The sequence below is a fragment of the Pseudoalteromonas rubra genome (assembly GCF_001482385.1).
In the GTDB taxonomy this organism is placed as follows: Bacteria; Pseudomonadota; Gammaproteobacteria; order Enterobacterales; family Alteromonadaceae; genus Pseudoalteromonas; species Pseudoalteromonas ardens.
On sequence record NZ_CP013611.1, the window covers coordinates 2,412,710 to 2,431,112 of the forward strand.

The 18,403-nt window shown below is 49.5% G+C and carries 12 protein-coding genes; 6 read left to right on the forward strand and 6 right to left on the reverse strand.

The features are described from left to right. Nucleotides 1-28: 28 nt before the first annotated feature. Entirely contained in the window at nucleotides 29-1,846 is a 1,818-nt protein-coding gene (locus tag AT705_RS10700) for an assimilatory sulfite reductase (NADPH) flavoprotein subunit (RefSeq protein ID WP_058797979.1), read from the reverse strand. A 326-nt stretch (nucleotides 1,847-2,172) separates the two neighbouring features. Here AT705_RS10700 and AT705_RS10705 point away from each other — a divergent pair, with 326 nt between their 5' ends. Further along, entirely contained in the window at nucleotides 2,173-3,819 is a 1,647-nt protein-coding gene (locus AT705_RS10705) for an endonuclease (protein WP_058796576.1), read from the forward strand. 86 nt (nucleotides 3,820-3,905) lie between these two features. On the opposite strand, the gene AT705_RS25960 is transcribed toward AT705_RS10705, so the two are convergent. Genes AT705_RS25960 through AT705_RS10720 form a run of 3 tightly spaced genes read right to left on the reverse strand, consistent with a single transcriptional unit; the run spans nucleotide 3,906 to nucleotide 8,954 of the window. Further along, on the reverse strand, nucleotides 3,906-4,532 hold the full coding sequence (locus AT705_RS25960; RefSeq protein WP_058796577.1) for a TetR family transcriptional regulator: 627 nt from the start codon (nucleotides 4,530-4,532) through the stop codon (nucleotides 3,906-3,908). A gap of 20 nt (nucleotides 4,533-4,552) precedes the next feature. Then, nucleotides 4,553-7,696, reverse strand: coding sequence for an efflux RND transporter permease subunit (locus AT705_RS10715; protein WP_058796578.1), 3,144 nt, complete (start codon nucleotides 7,694-7,696; stop codon nucleotides 4,553-4,555). Then, a complete protein-coding gene (locus AT705_RS10720) occupies nucleotides 7,689-8,954 on the reverse strand; it encodes an efflux RND transporter periplasmic adaptor subunit (protein ID WP_082668970.1) in 1,266 nt (421 codons plus the stop codon). Before AT705_RS10720 ends, AT705_RS10715 begins: the two co-directional genes overlap by 8 nt. 272 nt (nucleotides 8,955-9,226) lie before the next feature. Here AT705_RS10720 and AT705_RS10725 point away from each other — a divergent pair, with 272 nt between their 5' ends. Then, a complete protein-coding gene (locus AT705_RS10725) occupies nucleotides 9,227-11,164 on the forward strand; it encodes a hypothetical protein (protein ID WP_058796580.1) in 1,938 nt (645 codons plus the stop codon). Nucleotides 11,165-11,175: 11 nt separating this feature from the next. Continuing rightward, nucleotides 11,176-12,894 (forward strand): HEAT repeat domain-containing protein, encoded by a 1,719-nt coding sequence (locus AT705_RS10730; protein WP_167551984.1) that lies wholly within the window; start codon nucleotides 11,176-11,178, stop codon nucleotides 12,892-12,894. Between the two features lie 183 nt (nucleotides 12,895-13,077). Here AT705_RS10730 and AT705_RS10735 read toward each other — a convergent pair whose 3' ends face one another. Both AT705_RS10735 and AT705_RS10740 read right to left on the reverse strand, forming a co-directional pair. Next, nucleotides 13,078-14,271 (reverse strand): DUF3103 family protein, encoded by a 1,194-nt coding sequence (locus tag AT705_RS10735; RefSeq protein WP_058796582.1) that lies wholly within the window; start codon nucleotides 14,269-14,271, stop codon nucleotides 13,078-13,080. Nucleotides 14,272-14,625: 354 nt separating this feature from the next. Next, nucleotides 14,626-15,006, reverse strand: a complete 381-nt coding sequence (locus AT705_RS10740; RefSeq protein ID WP_010383815.1) for a hypothetical protein — start codon at nucleotides 15,004-15,006, stop codon at nucleotides 14,626-14,628. 161 nt (nucleotides 15,007-15,167) lie between these two features. Here AT705_RS10740 and AT705_RS10745 point away from each other — a divergent pair, with 161 nt between their 5' ends. The 3 genes from AT705_RS10745 to AT705_RS10755 all read left to right on the forward strand — a co-directional run bounded on the left by AT705_RS10745 (nucleotide 15,168) and on the right by AT705_RS10755 (nucleotide 18,388). Further along, nucleotides 15,168-15,872 carry a hypothetical protein gene (locus AT705_RS10745; RefSeq protein WP_058796583.1) on the forward strand — a complete coding sequence of 235 codons (705 nt, stop codon included), beginning with the start codon at nucleotides 15,168-15,170 and terminating at the stop codon, nucleotides 15,870-15,872. Nucleotides 15,873-16,169: 297 nt separating this feature from the next. Beyond that, the gene (locus AT705_RS10750) at nucleotides 16,170-17,087 is read left to right on the forward strand and encodes a LysR family transcriptional regulator (RefSeq protein ID WP_049865495.1); all 918 of its coding nucleotides are present in this window, start codon (nucleotides 16,170-16,172) and stop codon (nucleotides 17,085-17,087) included. A 257-nt stretch (nucleotides 17,088-17,344) separates the two neighbouring features. Next, nucleotides 17,345-18,388, forward strand: a complete 1,044-nt coding sequence (locus tag AT705_RS10755; RefSeq protein WP_058796584.1) for a TauD/TfdA family dioxygenase — start codon at nucleotides 17,345-17,347, stop codon at nucleotides 18,386-18,388. The last annotated feature ends 15 nt before the right edge of the window (nucleotides 18,389-18,403 follow it).

Below are 18,403 nucleotides of genomic sequence, written 5' to 3' on the forward strand. Positions count from 1 at the left end.
ACGGTGTGTACAGACTAATCCCGCAGGATTAGTACACGTCTTTTTGATAGCGACCCGCGCTGCGTAGCTCTTTGAGATACTCTTCAGCTTCCTCGTCGCTCTTACCTGCATACTGCTTAACGATGTCCACTAATGCCTGATGAACGTCCTTGGCCATACGGCTGGCGTCTCCACATACATAAAAATGCGCACCATTTTGCAACCATGTGTATACGTCCTGACCCTTCTCACGTAAACGGTCCTGAACGTAGATTTTGTCCGCCTGATCACGGCTAAAGGCCAGATCAATGCGATTCAGTACGCCCGATTTCACGTACTTTTGTAATTCAACCTGATACAGGAAGTCCTGAGTAAAGTGTGGGTTACCGAAGAACAACCAGTTGTCGCCCTCAGCATCACGCGCTTCACGTTCTTGCAGGAACGCACGGAATGGTGCGATACCGGTACCCGGGCCTACCATGATCACCGGTGTATTGTCGTCTGCTGGCAAACGGAAATTGTCGTTATGCTCGCTGAACACTTTAATTTGCGTGCCTTCCTCAACGCGATGCGCCAGGTAGCCAGAGCAACCGCCCTGATGGGTTTCACCAAAGGCGTCAAATTCCACCAACCCTACGGTCAGGTGCACTTCTTCCTCAACCTCAGCCTGGCTCGATGCAATAGAGTACAAGCGTGGCTGGATCTTACGACAGCTGTCCACCAGTGCCTGTGCACTCAGCGTGCCTGCCTGTTGTTTGATGATATCGAAAATCTGGCGCGCTTCGATGTACTCGCGCAGCGCCGCTTTGTCGCTCACCAATGCACTCAATTCTTCATTACTTGTTGCTGCCGCATATTTTTCGACAAAACCAGGGTAAGACTGCGTGAGTTCCAGTTTTTCAATCAGCGCAGTGCGCAGTGTTAGCGTCTCAGTGCCCAGTGTGACTTCGCTATCCCCTTCCAGCGCAAGCAAGGCGATAACTTCGTCGACACGCTGCTCATCGTTAAGGAAGAAAACGCCCAGTGAATCACCTGGCTGATACGCAATGTCAGACCCTTCCAGTGAAATCTCTACATGGCGTACATCTTTGGTCGAGTCACGACCGGTGATCTTCTGTACCACCGAGATTTCTGCGCTGAACGGATTCTGCTTAGTGTATTGACTGGCATGGGCACCGGCCGTTGCCAGTGGCATAGCGACCACATTAGCACCGGCATCCGCCTGTTGTGCTTTCAGCGCAGGCTCAAACGCGTCCAGGGCACTGTCAATCCAGGCTGTTGCCTGATCTTCGTAATCGACATCTAAATCAGCACGTGCAACGACAGACTCAGCACCCAGTTTTTGCAGGCGCTCTTCAAAATCAATGGCAGTCTGACAGAAGAACTCATAGCTTGAATCACCCAGGCCCAGTACAGCCACTTGAACACCATCCAGTTTCGGGGCTTTTTTACCGGCCAAAAAGGCATGCAATGTCTCAGCATCTTCAGGTGGTTCACCCTCACCGTAGGTGGATACCGCAACGGCAATAAACTGTTCTTTCTTCAAGGCTGAAGGCTTGTAATCAGCCATATTAACCAGCTTGGTTTGCAGGCCACGTGCCTTTGCCGCACTCTCTAACTGAGCCGCAACGCCTTTGGCATTACCCGTCTGCGAGCCATATAAAATGGTCAAAGGCGCCGCTTCAGAAACCGCCGCTGGCGTCTGTCCTAAACTCCCCGCAAGCGCGGCGGTGTTTGCATTGGCAGCCAGGTAACCACTGACCCAAGCTTGCTGGATCGGATTAAGCTCCGCCACTAACCCCTGTAATTTTTGCAGTTGTTCTTGTGTCAGCGGACTGGCCGCGGCACTGAGTTGACTTAACAACATGATGATTGTTTCCCCATAACCCTTATATAGCTTGCCCCGCCGAATTGCCCCGGCGGTTCCACCCGCGCACATAGATGCAATTCGGTCATTTTCTTAGCATGCAGGATACGCAACTCACCGCGCGACAAAAAGAACAGTATCTGCTTTGTTATTCCATTTGGTTATGGATATTCAAAAACTCCAAATAAAACAGATTAAAAATCATTGTACCGATTTGCACAATACAAAAGTTAACGACAATGTAACAAAAACCCTTTAAACTTCCACTCGGTTTTTTACAACCAAACAACAATGATAAGTACAAAATAGAACACGGGAATAATAAAATGATTACAAAAAAACAGGCTTCGTGCCTGACAAAGAGTCTGGCTGGCAGCGCCTTAAGCTTGCTCAGCACCATGACATGGGGACAGGTAAACAACGGAGATTTCGAACAATGGCAGCTGGGCAAGCCCAGTAACTGGACCACCATTGACTCGGGTATCTCTTTGACTACCGAACAAAATCGCGTTCAAAGCGGACTGACAGCGGCGGCCGTCAGTGTGCTGACCACAACGCAGGGAAATACGGATCTGACACAATCTGTATCCGTAGAGGCCGGTAAGACATACACCTTCAGTACCTGGGTGTATCATACGGAAGGCGGCGTCAGAGCTCGCCTGGTAGCCGACGGTTATCACAATTATTCAGACCCACAGCAATTAAACCAATGGCAACAACTACGCCACGATTATACGGCCACCAGCAATGGTCAAATCACCGTGGGCCTGCGTTTTTACGATGTCAGCGGGTTTGACGGCAACGAAATTGTCTATGTCGATAACTTTCAGCCCAGCGGCGCGTCAACCACCCCGCCGCCAGATGGTGGAAGCTGCCAGGATCACGCGCTCACCTTCAGTCTGACCACAGACAGGTATGGCGAAGAAACCAGCTGGGTTATTAAGAACGCGTCGAACGCGACTGTGGCCAGTGGTCAAAATTACGGGGCCAGCCAGAACTACAGTGAAGCGGTATGTTTAACAGCTGGTTCATACACTTTTACGATATCTGACAGCTATGGTGACGGTATTTGTTGCAGTTATGGAAACGGCTCATATCGCCTGACAGGACCATCCGGAACGCTGGCGTCGGGTAGTCAGTTCACTTCATCAGCTTCGCATAGCTTCACGCTGGGCACGGACAATGGGGGTGGCGACGGCGGTGGTGATACCCCCACCGGTTACTACAGTGCAGCAGCAGGTTTAAGCGGTTATGCACTTAAAACTGCACTTCACAACATCATTGCCAGCCATAACAATCAGGGCTATAGCGCTATCTGGTCGTTCATCGATCAATACGAGCGTGACCGCTACTTCGAGAACAATGGCACTGTACTGGACCGTTACTCAGAAAAACCAACCGGCACTGACAGCCACGAGTTTACGGCGGTGAGCGACCAGTGTGGTACCGCCCGTACGGAAGGCGACTGCTACAACCGCGAACATTCGTTCCCGAAAAGCTGGTTTGGCGGCAAGATTGAACCAATGAACTCGGACATACATCATATCTTTGCGTCCGATGGCTATGTGAATAATCGTCGCAGCAGTTTCCCGTTTGGCGAGGTTGGCAGCAGTACGTATGTCTCCAGTAATGGCAGCAAAGTCGGGAATGGTTCTGGCATCGGATACAGTGGCACTGTATTTGAACCTATCGACGCGTTCAAGGGAGATTTTGCCCGCGCCTACTTCTATATGGCAACCCGTTACCAGGACCGTATTGCCAGCTGGCAAAGCTACTCCACGAATGGAGATGCCGTGCTCAATGGCAGCAGTGATCAGGTCTTTGAAAGCTGGGTTATCACTATGCTCAAACGCTGGCACCAGGCAGATCCGGTTGATGCACTGGAACGTGCCCGCAATGACGGCGCATATCAGTTCCAGGGCAACCGTAACCCATTTGTTGACCACCCTGAATTTGTAGAGCAGATCTGGTAACGCTGAACACTGTATCAAGAGCAATGGGGTTCAGCGCATCAGGCGATGGCTGACCCCAGTCAACAAAGGCAGACACCTGTCTGCCTTTAATCCACTTTCAGTCCACCGCCACGTAAAATCAGTCGGACTGTCTGCGTCACGGTCTGAGACAGTATCCCCTGACGGGTTGTCAGCCAATGGAGCAGCGCCCCCACTAAAGCATTGAGCAATGCCTGACTCACCACTTCTATGTGCTGAGCGTCGCCTCGCGGGCCCGACCAGTGTGCCTCATCCATATCACCCATGAAGGCCGCGAACGTATCCCGCGCTTTCTCCAGATCATCTTTGTCCCGTTTAAGCAATGCACTGAACTCATCAGTATATTCACACTTAAACAAGATCACTTCCTGAAAGGCAATCAGCGCCTCTGACTGCTCCAGCGTTTCAAAATAAAAGGCGATTGCATCAATCAGATTTGCCGGGCTGGGGGTCAGGGTTTCCAGCTTTTGCTGCGCGGCCTCATCCAGCGGCAAGGCGTATTCCTGAGTGATGGCCTCCAGCACTTCCAGCTTATTTTTGAAATGCCAGTAAAACGCCCCTTTGGTGACGCCAGCAGCCTTGGAAATATCCATCAGGGTGGTGTGCGCGACCCCTTTTTCACTGAATAATTGCAGCGCCGATTTGATCAGCGCCAGTCGTGTCTGTTCGGCTTCTTCTTTGGTTCTTCTGGGCATTAGTTTGTTCCAACACACTGTTAAGCAGGCTTTTCGGTTACTGGTCGCGAGACTAGCATGTACATTGCCGGTATGACAATCATGGCTACCAGTGTCGATGCCAGTAAGCCAAAGATAATCGCAAAACACAGCGGGAACCAGGTTGGGTCGCTTAATCCCAGCGGCACTAATCCGACGATGGTGGTGATGCTGGTGCCGATGATAGGCCTCAGGCGATCTGCTGCACCACGCGCGCAGGCTTCGCGTAATACCACACCCGCTTTGATATGGCCGTTAATGGTGTCAAGCATCACTATCGCGTTGTTGACCACTATCCCCACCAAGGCTATCAACCCTATCATGGCCGGGAAAGAAAACGGAATTTGAAACATCCAGAATCCGGTGAAGGTGCCTATCAAAGCCAATGGGATCGTAAACAGGACCACCAGAGGTTGTTTAAAGGATCCCAGCGCCAGGGTCAGGACTGCAAACACCATCATGATCGCCAGTACAAACACCATCCCGGCAGAGCCATAGGTTTCCTCCGCATTTTCAGCTTCCCCTGCGTAACTATAGTAATACCCTTGTGGCCAGTTTTGTTCCCAGGTATGCAGCTGCGGTTCAAGCTGCGAGATCACTTCCCCAACCGTGATGCCGTCCACTTTGGCTTTGATGGTGATGGCACGCTGAGTCTGCGCGTGGGTGTAAAGTGGCGGCACCGCATCAATCTCATACTCAACCAGGTTGCCGCCCGGTACCAGCTCACCGCTGGGTGTGAACAGGCTGATCAGGTTGATCTCAGCATGAGATTTTGGTCCGCCAATGTCCTCATCGCGACTTTCCCAGTACGTACTGAGCCTGATTTTCAGGTCATCTTCGGTCCCTGTCAGTTTAAATTTCCCGAACTCATCGGCTTCCGTTGCCAGGCGCAGTTGACTGGCAAAGTCTTGCTCTGTAATACCATGAAAATTGAGTGCTTCCCTGTCAGCTGTCAGCCTGACCTGACTTTGCCAGGCGCCGAGGTTGTTACGCACGTCAGTAACACCATCAATGGTTGCCAGCAGCTGCTGAACCTCGCTGGCATACGCCGACAATTGCGCCATATCCGGACCACTGAGTACAATTTGCACCGGATCATCATTACTCGACCCCCCTACCTCCGGTGTAAACAGCACCGTGACACCCGCCACACCTGCCAGCGCTTCGTTGAGGCCCGCTCTGAGCTCAGGCACATATTCATAGGCTAACTGCTCCCGTGCATGCTTTGGCACAAATAAGGCCGAAAAGCCGACCAAATTCGGGTTTTCATTGAGTAATAGTTGTTCACTAATAGAACTGATTGCCCGGGGACTCTTTTTACCCACGTACATGGTCACGTTTTCAAAGTATGGTTTGGTGGCCAGGTAATCCCCGGCACGTTCAGCCACCAGACGACTTTGGGCAAGCGTTGCATTAGGCCCCAGCTCAATCGTAATCGCCAAATTGCGGCCATCCCCTTTTGGATAAAGCAGTGAAGGCAACGTGCTCATCAGCCCAATTGATATCACCCATACCAGTACGCTGCCAGCCACCCAGGCACCGGCCTGACGGCGGCTACCCAGCGCAAACCGACCGAGCCAGCGCTGTAACGCCTGTCCAGCTGTCTGAGTCAATGTGTCAACCTGACTCATCTGTGTCTGTTTGGCATCACGCAACAGATACTGCGACAAAGGAATGCAGATTAAAAAGGCTATCAGGTAACTCAGCACCAGACACAATACAGCGGTAATGGGAATAAGACGGATGAATTTTCCATCCACGCCGCCAATTGCCATCATCGGCGCCATTGCCAAAATGGTAGTCAGCTGGCCAGAAAATGCTGGCATGGCATAGGTTTTAACGGTTGCCAGCGCCGCGTCCTGAAAACGCAGCCGTTTGCGATGCAGGTTGTCGTGCATGCCTTCCATCACCAGAATGAACACATCAACCAGCATGCCCAGAGCCAGTACCATACCGATGATCATCATTGTATTCAGGGTATAACCGAATAGACCCAGGATCATAAGCGCGCCGAGAAACGTCAGTGGAATGGCTGCCCCCGCGATCAGTGCCTCCCGCCAGGTGAGTAACACCATCAGAATAATGAACACGGCCAGCATAGCCTGCCAGATATTGCCAAACACATTGGCAAACGACTCATCAATCAGAGCACTCTCATCACTGATGATCTGCACCTTCAAACCCTCCGGCCAGTACCCCTGCGTCTGATAGTCCGCCATGGCGGTTTTCACTTCATTGATCAAGGTAATGGTGTCAACGCCCGGGCGCTTTTTCACACCCAGTGACACCCCCTGTGTAAACGCCTCCCCCTGTTCGGAAAAGTAGGTTTCACTTTTCACTTTATCCAGCCCTTTATAAACCAGCGCCACTTCTTCCAGGCGCACTAAGCGGTTATCGCTAAGCCTGGCTACCGGCAATTGCTGCAACGTTTTGATATCATCAAAACGACCCGCAAGATAAAGACGGTGAATACGATTCCCATTGTCATACTCACCCCAGCTGGTATCCAGGTTGGCCTCTTCGATGCGCTGACGAACCAGACTCGGCGATATTTTCAGCGATCTTAACCTGTCCGGTAACATCCGCACATGCACCACGGTTTCGCGATATCCGCCCTTATCAACCTTTTTCACCCCAGGCTTGGCCTCAAGGCGCTTTTCAATGGTTTTAACCACCCGACTGAAGCCAGTATCGTCCAGCGAGCCATACAACATAAATTCAATGACAGGCGTATCATTGACCGACACTTGTTCGATCAGTGGCGTTTTCACTGCACTGGGGAACTCCGCCTTCCCCTCGTCTACCTTGGCCCTGAGGCGCTGCATTGCCTCGCTCATCGGTTCGTCAGACTTAAACTCCACCGCGATCACAGCGTAAGAAAATTGCGAGCCACTTTGCAGCTTTTTCAGCCCTTGTAAGCCATTAAGCGCATCTTCCAGCGGTTTAGTCACTTCCTTCTCAACCTGCTCGGCGGCGGCACCTGGCCATTCCACCGTGATAATAGCTTGAGGGATTTCCAGGTCTGGGTAATTTTCTTTCAGCATACCGGAGTAAGCCAGAACGCCACCCACCAGTAAAATCGCCAACAACAGCGTCGAGATGACTTTGTCGACAAACAGCTTATACGCCAATCCCTCCTTATTCATGGGCAGCTCCGACAATGCGTATCTGGCTGCCGTGCACTAACAAGTGCTCACCATTCACCACCACACGCTGGCCCGCTTTTAGGCCAGCCACAACCTCAACCCGATAGAGGTCTTCAATGCCCGTTGCAATTGCTGTCAAATGCGCTTTGTTGTCTTGATTAACCACGTACACAAAAGGTTGATTATTGCGCATCATCACTGCCTGATGGGGCACACTCAGGGCCTGTGGTTTCTCTGCAACGTTTATCCAGGCGCTCACGTGCATACCATCCTTAAGGGTATCGGCACCCTGAAACGTATGTACTTTGACCTCAATGGCACGCTTGTTCAGGCTAATACTCGGGCTGACCGAAAAAATTTTGCCAAGACTGATATCCTGTGTGGTAAATCCACTACGTGCGGCATTCAGCAGCTTCTCATTGCTCCAGCTCAGGTACACAGTTTGACCCTCAGCCAGCTTATCCGCTGCATAGTAGGGAACGTTGAGCGTGACTTCATACTGACTGGTATCGATCACCACCATAGCCGCATGCATTTCTCGTTCTTTATCTGACATAGCTGCCGCCGGACCTGCCCAATAATCCCCCTGACGAATGTTGACGGCTCTGAGCTGGCCATCAAACGGTGCGAAAATACCGGTTTTCTCCAGGTTGACCTTGCCCTGATTCAGCTGGGCCTGTGCAGCCAATTTCTGACTTCGGGCAGCAGCCAGTGCCGCTGATGCATTATTCATCGATTGCTGGGTGTTAAGCAGGTCGGTTTTTGCTGCCTCATAGCGCTCTTTGGAAATGAGCTCACGCGCCCACATAGATTCAGCACGCTGAAAGTTAGTTTGTGCAAGGTGATGATTATTTTGTGCCTGATGCAACTGTGCCTGAGCCTGTTCAATACCTAATATGGCACTACGCAAAGACGCCTCATACCCTTTTACGGCTTCCGCGCCAGTACGCTCATCAATCCGCGCAAGCAACTGGCCAAAGCCCTCACCTGATTTAGGACCGCTGACAAAGCTGCCAGGGCGTAAACGATTGCCACTGTGATCATCCGCCAGAAACACCACTTTACCGCCACTTTCAAAGTTCAGGTATTCACGGCGGATCCCCTGCGCAATCCCCTCGGCAAATGCCCAGTCTCTTACCGCTTGATTGCTCACCGGGCTGACTTCAACGGCATAAACATCCGGCGTGCTCTGCGCATAAACAGGCTGAACGAACCACAAACTCATCATCATGGTTGCAATAACTGGATACGATTTCACATTCACTCTCACTTACATACCAACTGGAATGCTTGAATTATATACATACCGGAACGTATGTAAAATGATTTTGTGTGTTATGTACGCGCCTCACACGGATAAACGCGCTCCACATTGAAATGTAAACAGGCAGCATTAGAGTGAAGACTCTATCAATAACGAGATAAGGCACTGATATTAATAAACAAAAAAACAACTCCGGACATTTAAATCCACACTCTCTCCATAATTATATGGGTATAATAAAGCCCCCTTCTTTATACGAATAAATTATGCGCAAGATACTCTTAAGCCTGAGCATATTGGGTGCTCTTACTGCCTGTGGCGATCAGGAATCACACAGCATTGTTCAACCCACATCGAATGATGAGGCCACGCAACCCGTTGCCAACGTGCGTTTGGACAGTCTTAGCAACCCGCAGCAAACAGTTTTGCAGCCCGGACAGCCACTGCAACTGGATTACACTATCCACAGTACCTTATTGGAAACACAACACGTGGGTGTCACCTTTATGGCCATTGCTCAGGACAAAGTGGCGCAACTGGACAGTGAGGTAGAACCACAAGGCTATGACCTAGGTACCCATTATGTTCCTCAACTATCCGACGGTGAGCACACCTTTACAGCCGAGCTGATGCTGCCCAATGAAGACATGCCAAGCGGGGACTATCTGATCGCCGCCTACGTTGACAGCGCCCAGAGTATCGAAAATGAAGCCGACCTCAGCGATAACCGCTCTCGCAATGTTGACCAGGGAGATCTGACCACCTATGCTCAGATCAGCATAGACAGCACCTATTATCATGACTTTGTCATGGACACCCTTGTGGTCGGTGACGGTTTTGCCATGTTCCCGGATAAAGGCAAACGTGAGATCACCTCTCAGGGTGCGCCCGAGCACAAACGTTCTGACATCATCGGCCATTTTGATGCCAGTAAATTTGGTCACCTGGTCAGCGATGCCAGAGTCACCGCCACACTGAACGTTGCCGGGACCGACTTTGATGCACATTTTTGGCAAGAAGGGCAGGACAAATATGCTGACAGTATGCTGATCAAGTTTGCCGACCATACGCAAAGTCATTATTTCCCTTACGATATCGCTATCAATGGTGTACTCCTGGATAAACTGCAGCAAAGTTATGACAGCAATGCAGAAGAGAACACCTTTGAGCTGACGCTCACGTTGCACGATCTGTCGACGCATTCTGAAGCAAATAGTGAGAACAACAGTCTCACCATCACAGTGCCCTACTCCCTGTACGATCAACAGCAGCCCGATCAGAGCTGGCTGGACGATCATGATCTCACGGCCCCGGCAACGGTGAGTACACCAGCAGTCAGCCAAAAGGCCGCTAATTACGCGCTAAACACAGACTCGCAGGGGATCTCCGGGCTGCTGAGTAACAGTGACACGCTCTGGGCATTTGAAATTTTTAGTAATACGTATGGTGATAAGTCTAAAGTTGCGATCGTGCCCTCCTTCTTGTCCTGGGTGTTACTCCAGTCCTCCAATGGTGGCCTGGCATGGACCGTCGCCTCTGGTGGTTTTGACTTGTATATGTTCGATAAAAGCACCGATCTGTTTTCCGCCGGTGCGTCAGGCATCGCCTCCGGTGCAGACGGCACTGTGACCTATTCAATGGGGGTGTCTCTGCTGGGCAACAGCCTGATCAAAGAGGGCGATACCGTCTCTGCCCTGGATGAATCCTATGGTTATGATTGGGAAGAAGAACAGAAGCTGTTCTCGACCACCTTTACGATTGTGATTGTCCCGGTCTCTGTATCTGCCGGCGTAAAAGGTTCTGTCGGTGTAAATACCGACCTCAAATACGAAGATCAAAAGTTCAGCATTGGGGGTGACGTACTCACGGCGAGCCTGGACGCCTACGCCACTGCGGGGATCGATCTGCTGGTTGCGAGCGGCGGGATTGGTGTAGACTTCCTGATCATCTCAGACACTTTATCAGCCGAAGCCTATGTCGATATCAGCAAAGCAATTTCTGACTCTGAAATTGGTTACGGCATTGATGTCAGCAACCACATGAAAGCGATTGAAGGTGAGTTCTACCTGTGGGTGAAATACCCGGGATATGAGTTCTGCTGCTCATTCCCAACTAAAACGGCCACCAAAACTTTGTATAATACTGGCGCCTTGTATAATAAAACCTGGCAAATGCTGGATTATAGCGACAGCTTTAAGTTTTGATGATGACAACCATGACGATTGCACGTTTTCTTCTCGCCTGTGCGCTGCCTCTGGGCAGCCTGCAGGCGCAGACGCAATGCACCTTCTGGGGCGACTTTAAGACCGTCGCCGAAACCAATATGCTGACGCTCAATCAGCCAAGCAGTAATCATCTCACGCTGGACGGCCAACTGGTGTATCGCCCTCTGATGCGCACTGAAAAGTACTATTGGCTGGGCCTGCAACTGGTGAAACCTACACTGCGGCTTGACCAGCAAGCGGTTGAAGCCACCCTGTATAGCGTACCCTTTGCGGTGAAAATACATGCCCAGACCAAGCAACTGATGGCACATCACTTTGCCGGTAAGCTCAAAAGTGCAGATCAGCAAAAGCTACTGGCGATTTATCAAAGCCTGCACAGCGAACACCTGCAATCGCTGGACTTGTCCGTGCCCAGCACACAGCAAGAACAAGACAATTTGGGACAATATCAGGTGGTCTACAGCCGCAACGCAGATCACTCCATCCGTCGCGCCAAACTGGCCTATCTAAGCACCAAGGCCAGTGCAAACTTGCTCGAATTCAGACTCCCGCAAGTCCGGGCAGATCAGTTTACACTCACATTAGACAAGTGTGGCTTAACCCGGCTCAGCGGACAAAATCATACCCAGGTTGAAAGCAAGCAAGGCGACATCCGAATTGACGTAAAGCAACAGATCCAGTTCCGTTATAACCCAACCCCCATCCCGGCCACTACTTTGCTATTAACACTGGGCGATGACCCGACCCTGTGGCCGCAGCTCAGCGAAGCACAACTCTATCCCAGGCCACCCGCACAACCGTTAAAAGATGCCCAGCAGTTCGTTACCTTGTTGCAATCTCAAGATATCAGCACATTGAGCTCAGATGCACTGGCTCAACTACTGTATGACAACCAAATTTACCTCGGGGCGCTGAAAGCACTGATCAAATCACAGAGCCTGTCTGATCAGGCATTGAAGCGTTTGTTTATGATGGTTGGCAAAAACGATTCAATCTACGCACATCAGTTACTGGTGGATGTGTATTTAGACCCGGAAATACAAGGTAAGCAACGCTTCAGAAGCCTGATGGGTCTGAAATATGCGCAGCAACCACTCAACCCTGAATTAGTCGAGCTGGTCATGGAATCCGCTCGCCAAACGGGCAACGGGGAACAACGCCGTCTGAGTAACAGCGCCATGATGGTACTGGGTGTTATTGCGCACAATCAGCAAGGCAGTGAATTCGCCAGCGATGTTGCGCAGCGCCTGACGCAACAGCTAAGACAGACCTCACACAGCCACCGTCAGGTCAGCCTGCTGGCTGCGCTCGGCAACAGCGGTGATGCAAGCCAGCAACAGTATATTGCCCCCTTTTTGCAAGCCAGTGAACCCAGACTGAGACAACAAGCCGCCGAGTCTTTGGGTAAAATGCCTAACCCACAGAGTCTCGATTACCTGACGACTCAACTCTCTCAGGAGCAAGATCAAGAGACTCAGGCAGCGCTACTCAAAGCCATTGGCAACAACGAGCTCACCAGTAAGCAGGTCGATGGTCTATTCAGCTATAGTCAATCTCAGCCTCAGACAGTGCGACTGGCTGCGGTCGCGGCGTTGGCACAACAAACCAAAGCCAACCCGGCGCTCAAGCCACGCCTCAAAGCGCTGGTGAAAAAAGAAAAAGATCAGCAAGTCCTGCGCGCGCTGATGCAAGCCATCTACTCACACTAATACCAATTTGCTTAATTAAGTGTTCTATTTGACATTGGTATAATTACTCAGCGACGGAAACAAGCGAGCCTGCACTATGGCAGGCTCGCGGGAGAATAAAAAAACCGGTCTAGTCCATTAGACCGTAACCTACTCAACGGGTTGTGAGCTTAAGAAGTGAGGCAATAGACACGCTACTGACGCTTATCTTGGCTCGATAGTTAAGGGAGATAAGGTGATTTTTGCGTTGTTGCTGGCACCCATATAACCGCTGTAATTCTGACCTTCAAATAAGGTATAGAACACATCGACGTAGTCATCGTCATTGCTGAACCAATGATCTGGCATGGCTTTAATCAACTGATTGGTCAGCTGTGGGATGATCGCATAACCCTGTACATTCGGATCCGGTATAGTGCGCATCACCTGCGTCACAATATCTAAAAAGGTCGTCGCTAAATCTTTGTAATTGGTGTTGTCATCCTGCTCCATCAGCAGCACGTCAGCAGCCTGCCAGCGATAACGCTCCCAGTGGATAAGGATTTGGTTAGGAGTGTAGTCTGTACCATCATGGTCCAGGTAGGGCATATCAACGATATCCAGTACGGGTTCGTCACGTGATGGGCTCACCCCGGTGACAATCCCATACACTTCTGCTTTACCCAGCACCCAGGGTTCCTGATCATTATTAAGGCGAATACGCTTTAAAACACTGGTCGAGATCGCGTCAGACTGAATACGCACCTCATTGGTTTGCAACATGTCCTGTGCAAAACGCTCAACGGTCTGGGTCTGTCTGGCACGGCTGAAAATGTCCTGCATCACCGCTAATCCTTCGCGTCGCACCTGCTGTTGATCCAACTCCAGGACCAGCACCGGACGCTGTGGCATTTGCTGCGCATCCAGCAAGTGTAGCTGGCCTTCGCTGTCATAAGCTTCAACATGGATCCAGGTTTTATCATCGCCTTTAGGAGCAAAGGCGATCAGAGGCGTTTCACCTTCCTGCCATTGGTTCAGCATAGTGTCAGATGCCAGACGCAATTGATATAAATTGCTGTCGCTTTGTGGCAACCCTTTTAATACCCGTGTCTGTGTACTTGCCTGACCAATCAGTGACTGTGCCTGAGCAGATACGCCCATTTCCTGCACAGTGAGGCGAGACTGGCTCGCCAGGGTTGACTGCCAGCTCGGACCTTGCTGTGCCAGTTCCTGAGCCAGTGATTTCGCCATCACTTTTTTGATGTCACTGACCTGAAAAGCCTGCGGGTTAAAACGGTCAATCTGCGTCAGTGGTGCTGCCAGATTATTCACAGCGTCAATCGGGGCTGCGGTTGCATTTGCCGCTGCACTCAGGCTCAAAGCCAGTGCAGATAAGGTCATCTGAGATATGCGTTTCATTGTTATAATTCTCCAGAAATAATCCTGTTCTGGCCTCACCTGAACCACGGGAAGCCACCTCTCGTGTGCCAAGTCAAGATAAAACACGAAAATCAAATTATCAACACATTAATATAAATTTTACACGTAAAAATTAACATAAATAGAGTAAATCCATGTTTTTAAAAGGATTTAAATGTTAAAATTAAAATAAGTTTTAGATCTGGATTTAAACAAGAGTGAAGACTCTATTTTGTTTGATTCATTATTTTTGGTTGGGAAACAGTGACAGGCAAACGATACAATGGCAACCAAGACCTGTGCAACTGAACAGGCCCGGCTCTCTAAACGAGTGAATGTAATTGATAGGCGTTGTTATTTTTCAACAGGGTAAAGCGTAATTTCCATACCCGCACCGATCGCGGAGATACGTAACAAGGTGTCTGCGTGCAGCGCCTGAGAATAGCACTTAGGCTGCTCGCCACTGCTAAAGCCGATATCAAAGGTGCGTTTAGAACACCCCAGCCACTGCTTGAGCGCAGCTTTAGAGCATGATTCGATCAATTCACACAAGTGATTGATGGCTTTATCCGGACTCGTCACTTCGGCACTGGCCTCAATTCTGGCCAACTGGCGATACTCATCCTTATCGTAATGCAGTATCACTGCGTTCTTTTTAAGATCCGCAACCAGGGCAGAAATATCCTGCTTGGATTCTAACTCTAAATCGACATTTAAAAACTGGATTTCTGACATGACGGGACATTTACCTTGTTTCTTTATGAGTGGTTCGCTGCCATACCTGCGTCATGTTCAAGCGCCAGAACACATTCGATTGGCAGGTGCGACAATATGTCACTATTGATTTTACGCGAATTCTCATAAGCTATCAGCAATTTTGACGAAAAAACAGCACTATGAATAAATCCCGCTTCAAACCCATCCGAAAATTCCATAAGATGACAGGCTACCTACTGGCATTACAGATCTTCGCCTGGCTGCTCGGTGGTCTGGTCATGAGTGCCATACCACTGGACATGGTGCATGGTAAGCACCTGGCCAAGCGTGCGCTGGACAACCCGTTTAGTCAGACTGATTATCGCGCCGACCTTAATCACCTGGCACACTCTGTTAATGGGTTTAACACACTAACATTTAGTCACTTTCTGGATCAGCCAATGATCATTACCAATGGCGAAGAACGTGCCTATTTCACTGCCACAGGGGCACCGTTTCCTGCTCCTACCGAAGCGCAGATCCGTGCCAATGCACAAGCCCACTTTCTCGGTGATAGCCCCGTCGACTCCGCACTTCTGCTCTCTACAGGCCCCCGGGAAGTGCAATATCGCCCTCACATATGGCAGGTCACCTTTGCCGACACACTCAGCACGACTCTGTACCTGGATGCTCGTAGCGGTCAGGTGATCACGGTCAGAAGCACGTTGTGGCGCATTTTCGACTTTTTTTGGATGTTACACATCATGGATTATGACGAGCGTGATGATTTCAACAACCCCCTACTGATCACATTTGCTGCCAGCAGTGTCGCGTTTTGCCTCAGTGGTATGTTGCTGTTGTTACAATCGCCCCCCTGGCGCAGGCGCCGCCAACACGCCCGTTAAGCGCCCTGTATAACATCTGACCCACACCGGACAAAGAGTGTGCGAAAGCACGCTCGCCTCAGGTTCCTGCCTATTGGTCGTGTCATGCTGTCGCTTTGTTCTTGCCTTAGCTGGCTATGTTAAGTTTTAATGACAACTTACAGTAAACGCACTATTTTTTTAGGTTTCATTTTGGCCCGATTGCATGGATACACGCCAATTGATGCCTGCGCTTACTTTAACTTGCACCTTTGTTATAAAGGAAATAACACCCAGAGGTGATGTAGCTATTTTATAAAAGTAAAACGGAATTCGAAGATGTGTCGTTATGTATCGGATAACCAAGCAAAGCTCAGTATCTGGCTCCAGTCTTTTTATCATATTGCGCTCAGTGGTAGCTTTTCCAAGGCTGCAAAAAAGTTAGGCCAATCGCGCAGTACCCTCACAAATCATGTATTTGAACTTGAGTCCTTGTATTCCGTGCGGCTAATCAACAGAACCACAAGAAGCTTTTCCCTGAGCCGTGAAGGCGATGCCCTATTTGAGCAATGCAAACGGCTCAATATGGCCATTTCAGAGAGTCACGAAATGCTCCGTGATTTCTCACAAAACAGCGAAGGGCTACTCAGGGTTAAAATCCCCAGCGTCCTCGATAACAAAGTCTTTCATGCCCTCCTCAGTCAATATAAAAAAAGCCACCCCAACGTCATTTTAGATATTATGGTCGACAACAACCTGGGAGACCTGGTCGCAGAAAAAGTGGATGTTGCTTTACACCTGGGGGAGTTACCCGACAGCAACTATATTTGCAAACGCCTTACGACATTTAATACTTATGTTGTTGCCAGTAAAGAGTACTGGCGCACCCACCCAAAACCCAGCCACCCAAGTGAGTTAATTAATCATCCGTGTATTCGCTATCGCCACTGTAAAACCGGTAATAAGTGGAGTTTCAGTGATATTGGAAAGCAGTTTTTAGTTGATATAGGGACGTCCCACATCTGTGACAGTGATGAAATGCTCATCTCTTTCGCACTAGACGGCTCAGGTATTGCCACCGCGTTAGACTTTACATCGAAGCAATACATTGAAGATGGGACGTTAGAGACATGTCTTGAGGAGTGGACGCACGAAGTGCAACTCAATGCCTTGTTGCAGCACAGAGACAATATGTCGAGCCGCGTAAGAAACTTCATCGATGCACTTATCACACTGATACCGAGTCTAAATACCTAACCGGGCAGGAGTGATAATTATATCACTCCGCAACATGATTATTTTTTTCTCTTTATAACACAAAAATTTAACACAGGCTGATATACTATATCAGCCGAATAGCATGCCTCCTCCCCTTTTTTTGTCTGTACATATATTCCACTGATTGTTCCACTTAGTAACATCTGATGTATGAGATTCTGAACATTACTTCAAGTACCCTTAACCTCAACATACAAGCTCATAATTGAGAATTAACATCATTGGAGGTTAAGGCAATGAGTATCAGCGCAGTTCCAAAAGGACGAGGATTGGAACTTAACTTCAGCAAAGGGCTGACCAGTTCAAATGCCGTGCACAGTTATTTGCAAAGCAACTTGAGCAATTATGATCAGGAAATAGAGCCTTACGTTATTAGTGAAATTGCAAAGCACGTAATACGGCAAAAACTATTTGAAAATCAATCTATCTTACAAAAAGTAGAAAACTTTGCTGAAGACAATGAATATGACTGGATAATCTTTAACAACTGTTTTGATACATCAGGTATTCCATCGACGCCTTGCAATGATAATCCACCTGAACATAAAACATGGAAAATGCCAGCGGCAACATTAATGGGATTGATTTCTCTAACTGGACACAAAGTTGCCAGTTATAAAGGTGAAATGAATGGGCGTTTAGCCCACATGGTGATGCCAGCAAAAAATAACCCGTTATATCAAAGCCGCTCAACAAAACAGCTCAAACCTCACACCGAAGTGGTGAATGGACTTTGGCCTGAAGAAATAAAAGCCAATACAGACAAACACTGTATTGCACCCGACATATTTGGCCTGGCCAGCATCAGAAACCCAACCAATTGCGCTACACGGGTTTGGTATTTGCAAGATCTGCTGGATAGCCTGCCCTACTCAACCATTCGCAATTTAATGCGACCTGAGTTTAGAACCACCAGCCAGTCTAGCTTCGACATTAACTACGTCAACGAAGGGGTGAGCGTCATCAAAGAAATCAATGGCAAGCTCAACATTCGCTTTAGCTATAGCAAGCTAGAAGGGCTAACGCCACGTGCCAAATCCGCACTGACGGAACTCAAGGCATACCTTGATGATGAGCGTACCGTCACACGTCTCGTGCTCAAACCCGGACAAGTACTGATCCTGAATAACAGAACACTCCTGCATGGCAGAGACAACCTCACCAATCACGCCCTATACGATGGCAATGACAGGTGGTTAATCCGGATGTATGGGTTTAGTTATGATGGCTGGAGAAAACTGCCGAAAAATGAACGCCTTCAACATGTAGCAACCGTATAAAAGAGAAGAAAAGGG

What these genes read in the sequence shown, in the direction of transcription:
- AT705_RS10700 (WP_058797979.1), bottom strand. Translation starts at nt 1,846, where the DNA reads ATGTTGTTAAGTCAACTCAGTGCCGCGGCCAGTCCGCTGACACAAGAA.
- AT705_RS10705 (WP_058796576.1), top strand. Translation starts at nt 2,173, where the DNA reads ATGATTACAAAAAAACAGGCTTCGTGCCTGACAAAGAGTCTGGCTGGC.
- AT705_RS25960 (WP_058796577.1), bottom strand. Translation starts at nt 4,532, where the DNA reads ATGCCCAGAAGAACCAAAGAAGAAGCCGAACAGACACGACTGGCGCTG.
- AT705_RS10715 (WP_058796578.1), bottom strand. Translation starts at nt 7,696, where the DNA reads ATGAATAAGGAGGGATTGGCGTATAAGCTGTTTGTCGACAAAGTCATC.
- AT705_RS10725 (WP_058796580.1), top strand. Translation starts at nt 9,227, where the DNA reads ATGCGCAAGATACTCTTAAGCCTGAGCATATTGGGTGCTCTTACTGCC.
- AT705_RS10730 (WP_167551984.1), top strand. Translation starts at nt 11,176, where the DNA reads ATGACGATTGCACGTTTTCTTCTCGCCTGTGCGCTGCCTCTGGGCAGC.
- AT705_RS10735 (WP_058796582.1), bottom strand. Translation starts at nt 14,271, where the DNA reads ATGAAACGCATATCTCAGATGACCTTATCTGCACTGGCTTTGAGCCTG.
- AT705_RS10740 (WP_010383815.1), bottom strand. Translation starts at nt 15,006, where the DNA reads ATGTCAGAAATCCAGTTTTTAAATGTCGATTTAGAGTTAGAATCCAAG.
- AT705_RS10745 (WP_058796583.1), top strand. Translation starts at nt 15,168, where the DNA reads ATGAATAAATCCCGCTTCAAACCCATCCGAAAATTCCATAAGATGACA.
- AT705_RS10750 (WP_049865495.1), top strand. Translation starts at nt 16,170, where the DNA reads ATGTGTCGTTATGTATCGGATAACCAAGCAAAGCTCAGTATCTGGCTC.
- AT705_RS10755 (WP_058796584.1), top strand. Translation starts at nt 17,345, where the DNA reads ATGAGTATCAGCGCAGTTCCAAAAGGACGAGGATTGGAACTTAACTTC.